The 14,222-nt window shown below is 76.1% G+C and carries 12 protein-coding genes and 1 pseudogene; 4 read left to right on the plus strand and 9 right to left on the minus strand.

All coding sequences use genetic code 11. The annotated features are described in order from the left end of the window. The first annotated feature begins 38 nt into the window (after positions 1-38). The 4 genes from ACFWN3_RS03400 (at position 39) to ACFWN3_RS03415 (ending at position 2,477) form a co-directional block, all read left to right on the plus strand. Entirely contained in the window at positions 39-770 is a 732-nt protein-coding gene (locus ACFWN3_RS03400; protein ID WP_377643441.1) for an enoyl-CoA hydratase-related protein, read from the plus strand. Continuing rightward, positions 770-1,423, plus strand: coding sequence for a GNAT family N-acetyltransferase (locus ACFWN3_RS03405; protein ID WP_377643443.1), 654 nt, complete (start codon positions 770-772; stop codon positions 1,421-1,423). Before ACFWN3_RS03400 ends, ACFWN3_RS03405 begins: the two co-directional genes overlap by 1 nt. Beyond that, on the plus strand, positions 1,420-2,166 hold the full coding sequence (locus tag ACFWN3_RS03410) for an AzlC family ABC transporter permease (RefSeq protein WP_377643445.1): 747 nt from the start codon (positions 1,420-1,422) through the stop codon (positions 2,164-2,166). Before ACFWN3_RS03405 ends, ACFWN3_RS03410 begins: the two co-directional genes overlap by 4 nt. Positions 2,167-2,231: 65 nt before the next feature. Further along, on the plus strand, positions 2,232-2,477 hold the full coding sequence (locus tag ACFWN3_RS03415; protein WP_377645519.1) for an AzlD domain-containing protein: 246 nt from the start codon (positions 2,232-2,234) through the stop codon (positions 2,475-2,477). 99 nt (positions 2,478-2,576) lie between these two features. Here the strand turns inward: ACFWN3_RS03415 and ACFWN3_RS03420 are convergent. The 9 genes and pseudogenes from ACFWN3_RS03420 to ACFWN3_RS03460 all read right to left on the minus strand — a co-directional run. Then, positions 2,577-2,909, minus strand: a pseudogene (locus ACFWN3_RS03420) (protein-tyrosine phosphatase family protein); the annotation flags it as partial. Next, complete coding sequence (locus ACFWN3_RS03425) at positions 2,902-3,594, minus strand: sirohydrochlorin chelatase (protein WP_377643447.1); 693 nt, start codon at positions 3,592-3,594, stop codon at positions 2,902-2,904. The pseudogene ACFWN3_RS03420 and the gene ACFWN3_RS03425, both read right to left, overlap by 8 nt. 12 nt (positions 3,595-3,606) lie before the next feature. Beyond that, the gene (locus ACFWN3_RS03430) at positions 3,607-4,767 is read right to left on the minus strand and encodes a uroporphyrinogen-III synthase (protein WP_377643449.1); all 1,161 of its coding nucleotides are present in this window, start codon (positions 4,765-4,767) and stop codon (positions 3,607-3,609) included. Next, on the minus strand, positions 4,760-5,989 hold the full coding sequence (gene cobA, locus ACFWN3_RS03435; RefSeq protein WP_377643451.1) for a uroporphyrinogen-III C-methyltransferase: 1,230 nt from the start codon (positions 5,987-5,989) through the stop codon (positions 4,760-4,762). Before cobA ends, ACFWN3_RS03430 begins: the two co-directional genes overlap by 8 nt. Positions 5,990-5,996: 7 nt before the next feature. Then, positions 5,997-6,371, minus strand: a complete 375-nt coding sequence (gene nirD, locus ACFWN3_RS03440) for a nitrite reductase small subunit NirD (RefSeq protein WP_377643453.1) — start codon at positions 6,369-6,371, stop codon at positions 5,997-5,999. Continuing rightward, positions 6,368-8,956: a nitrite reductase large subunit NirB gene (gene nirB, locus ACFWN3_RS03445; RefSeq protein ID WP_377643455.1), complete on the minus strand. Its 2,589-nt coding sequence runs from the start codon at positions 8,954-8,956 to the stop codon at positions 6,368-6,370. Before nirB ends, nirD begins: the two co-directional genes overlap by 4 nt. Then, positions 8,953-10,473: an FAD-dependent oxidoreductase gene (locus ACFWN3_RS03450; protein ID WP_377643457.1), complete on the minus strand. Its 1,521-nt coding sequence runs from the start codon at positions 10,471-10,473 to the stop codon at positions 8,953-8,955. The genes nirB and ACFWN3_RS03450 overlap by 4 nt, the downstream gene beginning before the upstream one ends. Further along, the gene (locus tag ACFWN3_RS03455; protein ID WP_377645521.1) at positions 10,470-12,500 is read right to left on the minus strand and encodes a molybdopterin oxidoreductase family protein; all 2,031 of its coding nucleotides are present in this window, start codon (positions 12,498-12,500) and stop codon (positions 10,470-10,472) included. The genes ACFWN3_RS03450 and ACFWN3_RS03455 overlap by 4 nt, the downstream gene beginning before the upstream one ends. 164 nt (positions 12,501-12,664) lie before the next feature. Beyond that, the gene (locus ACFWN3_RS03460; RefSeq protein WP_377643459.1) at positions 12,665-14,149 is read right to left on the minus strand and encodes an MFS transporter; all 1,485 of its coding nucleotides are present in this window, start codon (positions 14,147-14,149) and stop codon (positions 12,665-12,667) included. Positions 14,150-14,222: the final 73 nt, after the last annotated feature.

Here is a 14,222-nt window from a genome sequence, read left to right on the forward strand (position 1 = left end):
GCCGGGCGCTGTCGCGGACCGCTGGGTAGGGTCGCAGCGTGCCGATCCACCTCTCGACCACCGGCCCCGTCGCCACGATCACCATCGAGCGCCCCCACCGACGCAACGCCCTCGACCTCGAGACCCTCGACGACCTGCACCGCACCGTCGTCCGGGCCGTCGCGGACGGCGCCCGCGCCCTCGTCCTCACCGGGGCCGACGGGCACTTCTGCTCCGGCGCCGACCTCGTCGAGCTCGAGGACGTCTCGTTCACCTCCCGCCTCGCCGAGGTCCTCGAGCACCTCGCGGCCGTCCCGGTCGTCACGGTCGCCGCGGTCGAGGGGTCGTGCATGGGCCTCGGGATGCAGCTGGCCGTGGCGTGTGACGTCCGCGTCGTCGCCGAGGACGCGCGCTTCGCCGTGCCCGTGGCCCGGCTCGGGCTCATGGTCGACCACTGGACGATCGAGCGCGTCTCGCGCGTCTGGGGCGAGGGAGCGGCCCGCCACATGGTCCTCACCGGCGCCGTCCTCACGGCCGACGACGCGTGGCGGCTGGGCGCCGCCCAGGTGCGCGGGGGCCTCGCCGAGGCCCAGGAGGTCGCCGCCCGCGCGGCGGGGCTCGCACCGCTGAGCCAGTCCGGGTCGAAGGTCGGCTTCGGCGCCCGCCACGACGACCTCGCCGAGATCGCCCGCTACGAGGCCGCGTTCGCACGTGCCTGGGGCAGCGACGACCTCGCGGAGGGCCGGCGCGCCTTCTCCGAGCGTCGCGAGCCGGTCTTCGAGGGGTACTGATGACGACGCATGACGCCGGCCACGGGCATGACGGGCACGGGCACGACCACCCGCACGACCACGCAGGCGTGGCCGCCGGTCCCCCCGCCCCGCTCGCCGACGCCAGCGTGCGCCGGGCGCGGGCCAACGACGCCCCCGCCGTCGGGCTCGTCCAGGCCACCGTCTTCCGCGCGGCCTACGCCGGGCGCGTCCCCGACGAGGTCGTCGCCCTCTTCGAGCCCGACGCGTTCGCCCGGTCGTGGCGCGAGAGCCTGACCGCCCCACCCGAGGGCGTCCACCGGCTGCTCGTCGCCTGCGCCGGCGACCAGGTCGTCGGGCTGGCGGCCGTCGGGCCGAGCCAGGACCCCGACGCCGGCCCCGCGACGGGCGAGGTCACCGTCCTGGGCGTCCACCCCGACGCCCGCCGCCAGGGCCACGGGTCGCGCCTGCTCAACGCCACCGTCGACGTCCTGCGCGAGGCGGGCGCCGAGGCCGCGACCCTCTGGCTGCTCGCCGACGACGAGGCGGTCCGCGGCTTCCTCGCCGCCTCCGGGTTCGCCCCCGACGGCGCCTTCCGCGACCGGGTCGTCTCGCCCGACGGCGCCACCCTGCGCGAGGTCCGTCTCACGGCCCACCTCGGCGAGGACGACGCGGCCCCCCACCCGACGCCGTGACGGCCGCGGCGCTCCCCGACGGCCGCCGGCGCGAGGTCGTGCGCCAGTCGTGGTCGGTGGGGGTCGCCACCGGGGCCTACGGCATCTCGTTCGGGGCCCTCGCGGTCGCGGCGGGGCTCGACGTCTGGCAGGCACAGGTCCTCTCGCTCGTGATGTTCACCGGCGGCTCGCAGTTCGCCTTCGTCGGCATCATCGGCGCGGGCGGCCTGGCGGCGGCCCCGGCCGCGGTCGCCACCGCGGCGATGCTCGGGATCCGCAACGGGCTGTACGGGCTCCAGACGTCCCGCTTCCTCGGGGTCACCGGGCTGCGGCGGCTCGGCGCGGCACAGCTGACCATCGACGAGTCGACCGCCGTCGGCATCGGCCAGAGCGAGCCGGAGGCGCAGCGACTCGGGTTCTGGCACACCGGGATCGCGGTCTTCACGCTGTGGAACCTCTCGACGCTCGGCGGCTCGGTCCTCGGCAACGCCCTCGGTGACCCGCGACGGCTCGGGCTCGACGCCGCCGCCGCGGCGGCGTTCATCGCGCTGCTCTGGCCACGGCTGAGGAGCCGCGACGCCACGGCCACCGCGGTGCTCGCCGCGTTCATCGCGCTGCTCGCCTCCCCTCACCTGCCCGCCGGGGTGCCCGTCATCCTCGCGGCCGTCGCCGCCCTCGTCGTCGGGCTGCGCCGACCCGGTCGGCACGAGGGCCCCCTCGAGGGTGCCGACGGCAGCCTCCCCGGATCGGACCCGGTCCCGTGACGCTGTGGGTGGCGGTCCTCCTCGCCTGCGCGGCCTGCCTCGTCCTCAAGGTCGCGGGGTACCTCGTGCCCGCCGACCTCCTCGCCGGGGAGCGCACCTCACGCATCACGACCCTGCTGCCGGTGGCGCTGCTCGCCGGCCTCGTCGTCGTCCAGGCCGTCGCGGGCGAGGGCGGCGCGATCGTCGTCGACGCGCGGCTCGTCGCCGTGGGGGTCGCCGTCGTGCTGCTCGTGCTGCGGGCGAACTTCCTCCTCGTCGTCCTCGCGGCGGCCGCCGTCGCGGCCCTGCTCCGCCTCGCCGGCTGGGGCTAGGAGGGCGCGCGGCAGCACCCGCTCGACCCACCGTCGCTGCCACGGCGTCTCGACGGCGCGCGGGTGGTGGTGGCGCCGGGCCCACGCCACCGCCTCGTCGGCCGGCAGCCCGGCGAGGACCGCGAGCGCGGCCACCGCCGTGCCGGTGCGCCCGATGCCACCGCGGCAGCCGACCTCGACGCGCTGGTCGAGGGCGGCGGCGTGCGCGACACGGAGCGACTCCACGGCGTCGGGGGTCGACAGCGGCAGCGAGAAGTCGGGCCAGCGGACCCACAGCCGCGGCCACGGCGTCTGCGGCGGGCGCACCCCCGACAGGTGCACGGCGAGCTCGGGGTCGGGGACGCCCTTGCGGTCACGGCGCACGCGCACCGCCCGGACCCGGCGACCGTCGGGCAGGACGATGACGCCGGGCTCGTCGCCCCACTCACCCACGGCCGACCGCCTCCCGGTAGCGCTCGGCGACGATCTCGGCGACCCGGGGGTCGGGCAGGACCGGGCCGGTGACGACGTCGGCTCCGCACTCCTCGACCCGCCGTTGGAAGAACCCCGGCGCGAGCAGGTATGAGGCCACGGTGACCGGCGCTCCCCCACCCGCCGCCCGGACGCCGGCGACCGCGTCGGCGACGGCCGGCTCCGGGCCCGCGGCGAAGGCGAGGAGGACGGGCGCCCCCCGTCGGTGCGCGAGGCGCTGGGCCGTCTCGGCGCTGTCGGCCTGGGCGCGCTCGTCGCTCGACCCGGCGGGGACGAGGACGACCGTGCCCCCCTCGGGCGCCCCGGCCGTCGCGAGCCGGTCGAGGACGACCTCGACGAGCCGGTCGTCGGGGCCGAGCGCCGCGGTGGCGACGACGTCGGGACGTGCGGCGACGGCCTCGGCGATGTCGACGTGGACGTGGTACCCGCCGGCGAGCAGCAGCGGGACGACGACCCCGGCCACGGGCTCCCCCGAGGGCAGGCCGGCGACGACCTCGGCGACCTCGGGCCCGTGGACGTCGACGTACGCCTCGAGGACGTCGACCCCCGGCAGGAGCGCCGCGACCTCGGCGAGGACACCGCGCACGGCCGCGCGTCCGTCGGGGTCGCGGGTGCCGTGGGCGCACACGACGAGGGCTGCGGTCACGAGGTCACGGTGTCACGCCGACCCGTCCGGCGCGAGGACGAGCGCGTAGCCCCGCTTGACGACGGTGCGCACGAGGTCCTTCGAGCCGCAGGCCTCACGAACACGGGCGATCGCCGTCTCGACCGCGTGGCCGTCGGTGGACCCGCCTGGCAGGAGGGCCTGCAGTCGCTCGCGCGGGACGACCGCACCCCGCGCCGCCGCGAGCTCGGCGAGGAGGACGACGCCGGCGGGGCCCAGCGGCAGCGGCCGCCCGTCGAGGACCGCCGCGCGGGCCCGGACCACGAGGTCTCCGGCCACGGTCGCGAGGACGGGCTGCTCGGCGTAGTGCGTGACGAGCTCGCGCACGAGCGCGCCGAGGCGCCACCGCCCGGGGACGAGCGGCGAGAGCCCGACGTCGAGGAGCGGTGCCGCGGTGATGGGTCCGACGGTCGCCAGGACGAGCCGGTCGCCGAGGTTGCGGCGGCGGATGGCGCGCAGGTCGTCCTCGTCGGCGGCTCCGAGCCACGCGACGACGCCGGGGGCCGAGGTGAAGACGACGGCGTCGACGAGCCCGTCGGCGGTGCGCCGCACCGAGTCCCGCAGCACGTCGGGGTCCGAGGGGCCCCAGCTGTAGACGACGACCGAGGTGACGGTGGCCCCGGCGTCGGCGAAGGCCTCGTCGAGCCCGTCGGCCCCGCTGCCGTGGTGCTGCACGGCGATCCGCAGCCCGGCGACGCCCTCGGCGAGGAGGAACTGCTGGATCTCGGCCGCCGTCTCGGACGTCGCGACCCAGTCGGCGGTCAGCCCGGCCGCCTCGATGGCGCCGCGGGCCTTGGGTCCACGGGCGATGAGGCGGGCGGCGGCGAACACCTCGAGGAGGTCCTCGGCGAGGCCGGCGGCGTCGGCCGCCTCGACCCAGCCGCGGAACCCGATCCCCGTCGTCGCGACGACGACGTCGGGCGGGTCGGCGAGGACCTCGCGGGTCCGGTCGACGAGGCTGAGGTCGTCGAGGTGCGGCACGACCTCGAGGGCCGGTGCGTGCTCGATGGTCGCGCCGCGCCGTTCCAGGGCGGCCGCCAGCTCCTTGAAGCGCCGGTCGGCGGTGACCGCGACGGTGCAGCCGGCGAGCACGGGCCCGGCCGGAGGATGGGCCCGGGCTCCCGGCGCCGGGCGCTCGTCCACGGCCTCACTCATCGTCGGGTCCCGTCGTCGCGCACACGGGGTCGTCGAGGAAGCCCTCGGCGGCGACCGCCCCGATGACGACGATCGCGGGCGGCCGCACCCCCTCGCGGGCGGCGACGCCGGCCGCGGTGCCGACGGTGGCCCGGGTGACCCGCTCACGCAGCGTGGACCCCTGCTCCACCATCGCCACCGGCAGGTCCGGGTCGACGCCGGCCCCGACGGCGGCGGCACAGATGTCCGGGAGGGCGGAGACCGCCATGAGGAGGACGACCGTCGCGCCGGTCGTGAGGGCGGCGAGGGTGGCGCGGTCGGCCCCGACGTGTCCGGAGCTGACGTGGACCGAGGTCGACACGCCGCGCTGGGTCACCGGGATGCCGGCGAGGGCGGGCACCGAGAAGGCCGAGGTGATGCCCGGGACGACCGACACCTCGATGCCCGCGCGCCGGCAGGCGTGCACCTCCTCGCCACCGCGCCCGAAGACGTACGGGTCGCCGCCCTTGAAGCGCACGACGGTGAGCCCCTTGAGCGCCCGGTCGACGAGGATCGCGTTGATCTCCGCCTGCGGCACGGGATGGTTCGTCGGGCTCTTGCCGACGTTGACGACCTCGACGTCGGGCGGGAGCCGGTCGAGCAGGGGGGTCGCGCCGAGCCGGTCGGTGACGACGACGTCGGCGGTGGCGAGCGCCTCGAGGCCGGCCAGGGGCACGAGGCCGGGGTCACCGGGACCGCTGCCCACGAGGACGACCCGGCCGCGGCGCACCCGTCGTCGGCGGAGGTCGACCTCCCCGGACGCGACGTGCACGGCCAGCGCGTCGCGCACCGCGGCCGCCCGCCGCGGGTCCGCGTCCCCCACCGACACGACACCGAGGGTGAGGTCGCCGTGCGTGCTCGAGGCCGCCATCCGAGCCGTTCCCTCGCGACGGTCGGAGGCGTTGACGCACCACGTCCGGCGTGACGCGGCCCAGGCGGCGACCCGGGCGTTCACCGCGGGGTCGGCCGTGGCGGCCACGACGAACCAGGCGTCGTCGAGGTCACCCTCCTCCACCGGACGCTCGACGAGCTCGGCGTCGCCGTGGCTCGCGACGCGGCGTGCGTCGTCGGACGGGTAGGGGTCGACGAGGACGACGTGCGCCCCGTCCTCGAGCAGCCGCCGGGCCCGCCGCATGCCGACGACGCCGGCGCCGACGACGAGCACTCGGCGACCGGTGAGGTCCAGGCCGACGAGGGTCGTCACGCGGACGTCACGCCGTCGACAGGTCGATGGTCACGCGTCCATCGTCGAGGGTCACGGCGTGGGTCGCCAAGTCGGGTCCAAACCCGGGGCGCGGCGCCCGATCGAGCGGGTCGAGGCAGCGGCCGTCCTCGAGCGAGAAGACCTGCTTGTGCACGGGCGACGCGATGGTCGGCACCGTGCCCCGGGAGCCGGTGATCCCGCGGGACATCACGGCCGCCCCGGAGAAGGGGCACACGTTGTCGACGGCGAAGACCCGTCCGTCGGCGAGGAGGAAGACCGCGACCTGCCGCCCGTCGACGAGGGCGGCCACGCCCAGCTCGGGGGTCAGCTCCTCGAGCGCACACACGTCGAGGCGGGTCGTGCGGTCGGCGACAGCGGTCATGAGCGGACCTCCAGGGTGGTCGGGGCGATGAGGACGGGGCCGGGCGAGGCGAGGCCCGCCGCGCGCTCCTCCTGCGTGGCCGGGCGGCGCTGGCCCCGCTCGGTGACGTAGGAGAGCGTGGGGTCGGCGGTGTCGGGCGCGTTGACGAACGAGGCGAACTGGCGCAGCCGCACCGGGTCGCGCAGGACCGCGGCCCACTCGTCCTCGTAGGAGTCGACGTGGCGCGCCATCTGGGCGTCGAGGTCGGCGCAGATCCCGAGGGCGTCGTCGACGACGATCGCGCGGATCCGCTCGAGGCCGCCCTCGTGCTCCTGCTGCCAGGGCGCGGTGCGCTGGAGCCGGTCGGCGGTGCGGACGTAGTACATGAGGTAGCGGTCGACGACCCGGATCGCCGTGTCGCCGTCGACGTCCTCGACGAGGAGCTCGGCGTGGCGCGGGGTGAACCCGCCGTTGCCGCCGACGTACACGTTCCAGCCCCGGTCGGTCGCGATGAGGCCGACGTCCTTGCCCCGCGCCTCGGCGCACTCGCGGGCACACCCGGAGACGCCGAGCTTGAGCTTGTGCGGGCTGCGCAGGCCGCGGTAGCGCAGCTCGAGGAGGACCGCCATCCCCACCGAGTCCTGCACCCCGAACCGGCACCACGACGACCCCACGCACGACTTCACGGTGCGCAGGGACTTGCCGTACGCGTGCCCCGACTCCATGCCGCCCTCGACGAGCCGCTGCCAGATGGCCGGCAGCTGCTCGAGGCGGGCGCCGAAGAGGTCGATCCGCTGGCCACCGGTGATCTTCGTGTAGAGCCCGTAGTCCTGGGCGACCTCGCCGATGAGGATCAGCTGCTCGGGCAGGATCTCGCCGCCGGGGACCCGGGGGACGACCGAGTAGGTGCCGTCCTTCTGGAGGTTGGCCATGACCCGGTCGTTGGTGTCCTGCAGGGCCGCCCGGTCGTCGGCGAGGACGTGCTCGTCGTAGAGCGAGGCGAGGACCGAGGCGACGACCGGCTTGCAGATGTCACAGCCGCGCCCCGTGCCGAAGCGGCCGATGATGTCGCTGAAGGTCCGCAGCCCCGTCACCTGCACCGCGGTGTACAGCTCGGCACGGGTCATCGCGACGTGCTCGCACATCGCGGTGGAGACGGTGAGGCCGGCCCGGGCCATCTCGGTGCCCATGAGCTTCTTGACGAGCGGGATGCACGAGCCGCAGGAGGTCCCGGCGCGGGTGCAGGCCTTGACGGACCCGACGTCGTGGCAGCCCTGCTCGCTCACCGCGCACCGCACCTCGCCGGCCGTCACGTTGTTGCACGAGCAGACGGCGGCGGCATCGGGGAGCTCGACCTGTGGCCGCTCGGCGCCCGCGTTCTCCGGGAGGAGCCACAGGCCGGGGTCGCTGCCCAGCTCGGCGCCGACCATCGGGCGCAGGCTGGCGTACGCCGAGGCGTCACCGACGAGGATGCCGCCGAGCAGGGTGCGCGCGTCGTCGGTGACGACGAGCTTCTTGTAGACGCCGGACACCGGGTCGGAGTGGACCAGCTCGAGGGCGCCCGGGGTGGTGGCGAAGGCGTCGCCGAACGAGGCGACGTCGACGCCGAGGAGCTTGAGCTTGGTCGAGAGGTCGGCCCCGGGGAAGGTCGCGTCGCCGCCGAGGATCCGGTCGACGGCCACCTCCGCCATCGTGTACCCGGGGGCGACGAGGCCGAGGCACCGCCCCTCGATGCAGGCGACCTCCCCCACCGCGTAGACGCGGGGGTCCTCGGTCCGACAGCCCTCGTCGACGACCACACCGCCGCGCGGTCCGGTGGCCAGGCCGGCCGGTGCGGCGAGCTCGTCCCGGGGGCGGACGCCCGTGGCGAAGACGACGACGTCGGCAGGGAGGTCGGCCTCGTCGCCGGCGACGCGCAGCCCGGCCACCCGGCCGTCCGCGGCGACGGTGACCGACTCCGACCCGGCGCCGACGCGCACGTCGACCCCCATCCCCTCGATGATCCGGCGCAGCGCGTGCCCGCCGCCCTCGTCGACCTGGAGGGCCATGAGGCGAGGCGCGAACTCGACGACGGTCGTCTGCGCTCCGAGCCCGACGAGCGCGCCCGCGGCCTCGAGGCCGAGCAGGCCACCGCCGACGACGACACCGCGGGCCGGGCGGCCCAGGACGGCGGAGCGGGTGGCGACCCAGTCGCGCAGGGCGACGACGTCGTCGATGGTGCGGTAGACGAAGACGCCCGCCGCGTCGGCACCGGGCACCGGCGGCACCCAGGCCGACGAGCCGGTGGCGAGGACGAGGCTGTCGTAGCCGACGACGCCCCCGTCGGCGGTGGTGACCGTCCGGGACCCCCGGTCCACGGCGGTCGCCCCGCAGCCGAGGCGCAGGTCGACCCGCTCGTCGTCCCACATCGTGCCGTCGCCGAGGAGGAGGTCCTCGGGGGTGGACCCCGAGAAGAAGGCGCTGAGGCCGACCCGGTCGTACGGCGCGCGGCCCTCCTCGGCGACGACGGTGACGCGGTGCGTCCCCTCGGTGTCGCGGGCGCGCAGCGCCTCGACGAAGCGGTGGGCGACCATGCCCCCACCGATGACGACGACGTGCTCGGTCATGACGTGCTCCTGACGAGGGTCTGGTCCTGCAGGTCCGTGGTGGTGTCGTGGCGGCGGGTCGGGGGCGTGCCGTGGGGGCCCGGGCCGGCGGCGACGAGAGCCTCGACGACGCCGCGGCAGTCACCGCACCCGGTGCTCGCCCGGGTGGCGGCCGACACCTCCGCGGCGCTCGTGCAGCCGCCGCGGACGGCCTCGCGGATCCGACCGGCCGACACGCTGTTGCACGTGCAGACGCGGTCGCCGTCCTCGAGCTCCTCGGGCCGGCGGGCGGCAGCGGCCGCGCCGCCCCCCGCGAGGGCCCGCACCATGAGGAGAGCCGGGTCGTCGGGGACGGGCAGCGAGCGGGTGTAGAGGGCCGACAGCGTGGCGGCCACCTCGGCGTCGCCGATGCACGTGGCACCGGCGAGGAGGCCGCCGGCCACGACGACCTCGACGTACCGGCCGCGCTCGGGGTCCTTGAGGGAGAGCACCCGGAAGCGGGGGTCGTCGCGGTCGACGTCCCCGCTGGCGCCCATGCTCACCATCGACATCCCGGACGCCTTCACCCGGACGACGTCGTGGGTCGTGCTCCCCGGGGCGGTGCCGGGAGCCGTGGCCCCCGTGGTCAGCGTCGCCACGAGCGCCGCCGCCTGCTGCCAGCCCTGGGCCACGAGACCCGTTCCCCCGGAGGGTGGCTGGGCGCAGTCGCCGACGGCGTGGACGTGGGGGTCGTCGGGGCTGGCGAGCGCGTCGGTGACGACGACGCCCCGGTCGACCGTGAGGCCGGACCGCCGCGCGAGCATCGTCTCGGGCACCGTGCCGCAGCACATGACGAAGAGGTCGGCAGCGGCCTCGACGCCGTCGGCGAACCGGATGCCCTCGAGCCGACCGCGACGCGTCGTGACCCCGACGACCGAGGCCCCGACGTGGGTCGTGATGCCGAGCCGCTCGAGGCTGTTGATGGCGACCTGCGAGGCCTCCCAGCCGAGCTGGCGCTCCATCAGGCGGTCGGCGAGGTGGACGATGCGCACGCTGAGGCCGCGCGTCGCCAGCCCCGTCGCGACCTCGACACCGAGGACCCCGGCCCCGAGGACGACCGCCCGCCGCGAGCGGCCGGCGGCCTCGACGATGCCCGTGGCGTCGGTCATGTCCTTGAGGACGAAGACGCCCTCGACGAGCCCCTCGTCGTAGGCGACGCCCTGGATCGGGGGCACCCGGGCCGCCGACCCCGTGGCCAGGACCAGCTCGTCGTAGGGGTGCTCGTCCCCGAGGTCGTCGACGACGACCATCCGACGGCGGTCGACGGCGGTCGCCGTGACGCCGGTGAGGACGCGTACCCGGGGGTGCGCCGGCCCGGCGAGCCCCAGCACCTCGGGGCTCTTCGACCCGGCGACGACGCTGGAGAGGAGGACCCGGTTGTACGCCGCGACCGGCTCCTTGCCGAGGACCGTGACGTGGACGGCGGGGTCGGCCTCGACGAGCAGCTCGGTGAAGCGCGAGCCGACCATGCCGTGGCCGACGACGACGACGCGCCTCATGCGAGCACCCCCTCGTCGAGGGGGTCGAGGGGCCGGGCGGCCGGACCCTCCACGCGCTCCAGGCTCACGGCGCAGACCTTGAACTCCGGCATGCCCGACACGGGGTCGGTCGCGTCGTTCGTCAGGAGGTTGGCACTCAGCTCACCGGCCCAGTGGAAGGGCAGGAAGACGGTGTCGGGACGGATGGCGTCCGTGACGTCGGCACCGGCGACGACCGAGCCGCGCGCCGAGGTCACCCGGACCGGGTCGCCCTGGGCGACCCCGAGCCCGGCCGCGACCACGGGGTGCAGCTCGAGCAGTGGCGCGGGCACGGCCTCGACGAGCTCGGGGACCCTGCGGGTCTGCGCCCCCGACTGGTAGTGGTGCAGCACCCGCCCGGTCACGAGGTGGACGGGGTGCGCGGACGTCACGTCGTCGGCGGGTCCGTGGTGGTCGACGGGCACCGGGTGGGCGCGGCCGTCGGCGGTCGGGAACCCGTCGAGGAAGAGGCGGGGCGTGCCCCCCGGGGCGTCGGTGGAGCACGGCCAGTACAGCGCCTCCCCCGCGTCGAGGCGCTCGTAGGTGACGGCCGAGTAGTCGGCGCGGCCACCGGCCGAGGCGCGGCGCAGCTCGTCGAAGACCTCGCGGGCGTCCTCGGGGAAGCCGCGGTCGACGCCGAGGCGCCGGGCCAGCTCGCGCCAGACCCACAGCTCGGTGCGCACCTCGCCGGGCGGGGCCACCGCGCGACGGCGGCGGACGACGCGGCCCTCGAGGGTCGTCATCGTGCCCTCCTCCTCGGCCCACTGGGTGACGGGCAGGACGACGTCGGCCAGGAGCGCGGTCTCCGAGGGGACGACGTCGGCGACGACGAGGAGGTCGAGGCGGCGGAGCGCCGCGCGGACCTCGGACACGTTGGGGGCCGACACGGCGGGGTTGGCGCCGTGGACGAGGAGGGCGCGCGGCCCGCCGACGGTGCCGAGGCGGCGCAGCAGCTCGACCGCCGGCACCCCGGGCCCCGGCAGCGTGTCCGGGTCGACGCCCCAGACGGCGGCCACGTGGGCGCGGGCCGCGGGGTCGGCGATCATCCGGTAGCCGGGGAGCTGGTCGCTCTTCAGGCCGTGCTCACGCCCGCCCTGCCCGTTGCCCTGGCCGGTGAGGGGGCCGTAGCCCGAGCCGACCCGCCCGACGAGACCGAGGGCCAGCGCGAGGTTGATGGCGGCGCAGACCCCGTCGGTGCCCTGGGTCGACTGCTCCATCCCCCGGCCGGTGAGCACGTAGGCGCCCCGCCCGCCGTGGACGGGGGCGGCGGCGGCGAGCAGCCGCGCGACCCGGCGCAGGGTGTCGGCGGGGACGCCGCAGACGGACTCGGCCCGCTCGGGCCACCAGCGGGCGACGGAGGCCCGCACCGCGTCCCAGCCGGTCGTCCTCGCCGCGAGGTACGCCTCGTCGCTCAGTCCCTCGTCGACGAGGACGTGGGTGAGCGCGAGCAGGACGACGAGGTCGGTGCCGGGCACCGGTGCGAGGTGGACGCCCGCGCCGTCGTCGGTCAGCCTCGCCGTCGCGGACCGGCGGGGGTCGACGAGGACGAGCCCGCCGCGGGACCGGGCGCCGGCGAGGTGCTGGACGAGCGGCGGCATCGTCGCGGCGGGGTTCGACCCGACGACGAGGACGACGTCCGCTCCCCCGAGGTCGGCGAGCGGGAAGGCGAGCCCGCGGTCGACCCCCAGCGTGCGGTTGGCCCCCGCCGCGGCGGAGGACATGCAGAACCGGCCGTTGTAGTCGATGAACGGCGTCCGGAGGACGACGCGCGCGAACTTGCCCAGGGCGTAGGCCTTCTCGTTGGTCAGCCCGCCACCCCCGAAGACGGCGACCGCCTCGCGGCCGCTCTCCTCCTGGAGGGCGGCGAGCCGGCCGCCCACGAGGTCGAGCGCCTCGTCCCACGACGCGGGCTCGAGCGGGGTGCCCCGACCGCCGCGCCGCACGAGGGGCGTGGTGAGGCGGTCGGGGGCGCGCAGGACCTCCGCCGAGCTCCACCCCTTCTGGCACATGCCGCCCCGGTTCGTCGGGAAGTCACGCGCCTCGACCCGCACCGGCGGCACGGACCCGCTCGACGGCACGGACCCGCCCGACGCCACGGGTCCGCCCGACGGCACGAGGGTCTGGGCGCACTGGAGCGCGCAGTAGGGGCAGTGGGTGGGCGTCGACACGTCGGTCAGACCTTCGCCATCGTCGCGCCGCGGCGGAGGTAGACGGCCCAGGTGACGACGGCCAGGACGAGGAAGACCCCGACGTAGACCTGGAGCGCCGGGACGATCGAGCCGTACTCCTCCTTGGCGTACTTGTAGACGAAGGGGATGACGAACCCGCCGAAGGCCCCGACCGCCGAGATGATGCCGACCGCCCCGGCCGCGCGGCGCTTGAACTCGAGCGCGGTCTCGGCCGTGCCGGCGCCGCCGTCGGTGCCGGCCTCGCGCGCCCCCAGCCTGCTGAAGATCGCGGGGATCATCCGGTACGTCGAGCCGTTCCCGACGCCGGTCGCGACGAAGAGGGCCATGAAGCTGGCGAAGAACAGCGGCAGGCTCCTCTCCTGCACCCCGACGACGGCGACGAGCCCGGCGACGGCCATGACGAGGAAGGCACCCACCGTGACGACCGAGCCGCCGAGGCGGTCGGACAGCCGGCCACCGAGCGGTCGGGAGAGCGACCCGACGAGCGCGCCGAGGAAGCCGTAGGCCAGCGCGATGTCACCGCGCTCGAAGACCACCTTGAGCAGGGTCGGGAACGCGGCGGAGTAGCCGATGAAGGACCCGAAGGTGCCGATGTAGAGCAGGGCCATGAGCCAGGTGTGGAGGTGTCGGGTCGCGCGGGCGGTGGGGCCGGGGTCGGCCTTGGCCTCACGAAGGTTGTCCATGAGCCGGTACGCGAGGACCGCCGAGACGATCGCGAGGGGGACGTAGAGGAGCCCGGCGTTGGAGAGTCCGGCCGCGACGCCGCCGAGCCCGATGACGAGCGGGACCGCCTTCTGCGCGACCGCGACGCCGATGTTGCCGCCGGCCGCGTTGAGCCCGAGCGCCCAGCCCTTCTCCCTCTCGGGGTAGAAGAAGCTGATGTTCGCCATCGACGAGGCGAAGTTGCCGCCGCCGAGGCCCGCGGTGCCGGCGACGACGAGGAGCACCCAGAACGGCAGCTCGGGGTGCTGGACGACCCACGCGAGGCCGAGGGTCGGCACGAGGAGGAGGAGTGCGGAGACCACGGTCCAGTTGCGGCCACCGAAGATCGGCACGGCGAAGGTGTACGGGATGCGCAGGGCCGCGCCGACGCCCGAGGCGGTCGCGAGGACGGTGAGCGCCTGGCCGGCGGTCAGGGCCCAGCCGTTCGCCCCGGCCGTCACCAGGGCGCCGGTCGCGTCGAAGGTGCCCGACATCGACACGACGACGATCGACCACAGCATCCACACGGAGAAGCCGATGTGCTCGGCGAGGATCGAGAAGACGAGGTTGCGGCGGGCGATGGCCCGGCCCCGGGAGGCCCAGAAGCCCTCGTCCTGCGGGTCCCAGCGCTCGATCCAGCGTCCGGGGCCGACGACCCCGAGCTCGACGGGAGCCGCGGCCGGGTCAGCCGACGCGGAGGGCGCGGAGGCGGGGGTGGCGGAGGGAGGCGCCGCGGCTGTCGCGGCGGGGGTGGCGGTGGTGGACATGGCGGCCCTTCGCGGAGCAGGGCGGGCTCGGGACGGCACCGGGGTCAGGGACGGCGGTGGTGGCGCCCCGACC

The sequence above is a fragment of the Oryzobacter terrae genome (assembly GCF_042756445.1).
In the GTDB taxonomy this organism is placed as follows: domain Bacteria; phylum Actinomycetota; class Actinomycetes; order Actinomycetales; family Dermatophilaceae; genus Oryzobacter; species Oryzobacter terrae.

What these genes read in the sequence shown, in the direction of transcription:
- ACFWN3_RS03405 (WP_377643443.1), top strand. Translation starts at nt 770, where the DNA reads ATGACGACGCATGACGCCGGCCACGGGCATGACGGGCACGGGCACGAC.
- ACFWN3_RS03430 (WP_377643449.1), bottom strand. Translation starts at nt 4,767, where the DNA reads ATGAGTGAGGCCGTGGACGAGCGCCCGGCGCCGGGAGCCCGGGCCCAT.
- nirD (WP_377643453.1), bottom strand. Translation starts at nt 6,371, where the DNA reads ATGACCGCTGTCGCCGACCGCACGACCCGCCTCGACGTGTGTGCGCTC.
- nirB (WP_377643455.1), bottom strand. Translation starts at nt 8,956, where the DNA reads ATGACCGAGCACGTCGTCGTCATCGGTGGGGGCATGGTCGCCCACCGC.
- ACFWN3_RS03450 (WP_377643457.1), bottom strand. Translation starts at nt 10,473, where the DNA reads ATGAGGCGCGTCGTCGTCGTCGGCCACGGCATGGTCGGCTCGCGCTTC.
- ACFWN3_RS03455 (WP_377645521.1), bottom strand. Translation starts at nt 12,500, where the DNA reads ATGTGCCAGAAGGGGTGGAGCTCGGCGGAGGTCCTGCGCGCCCCCGAC.
- ACFWN3_RS03460 (WP_377643459.1), bottom strand. Translation starts at nt 14,149, where the DNA reads ATGTCCACCACCGCCACCCCCGCCGCGACAGCCGCGGCGCCTCCCTCC.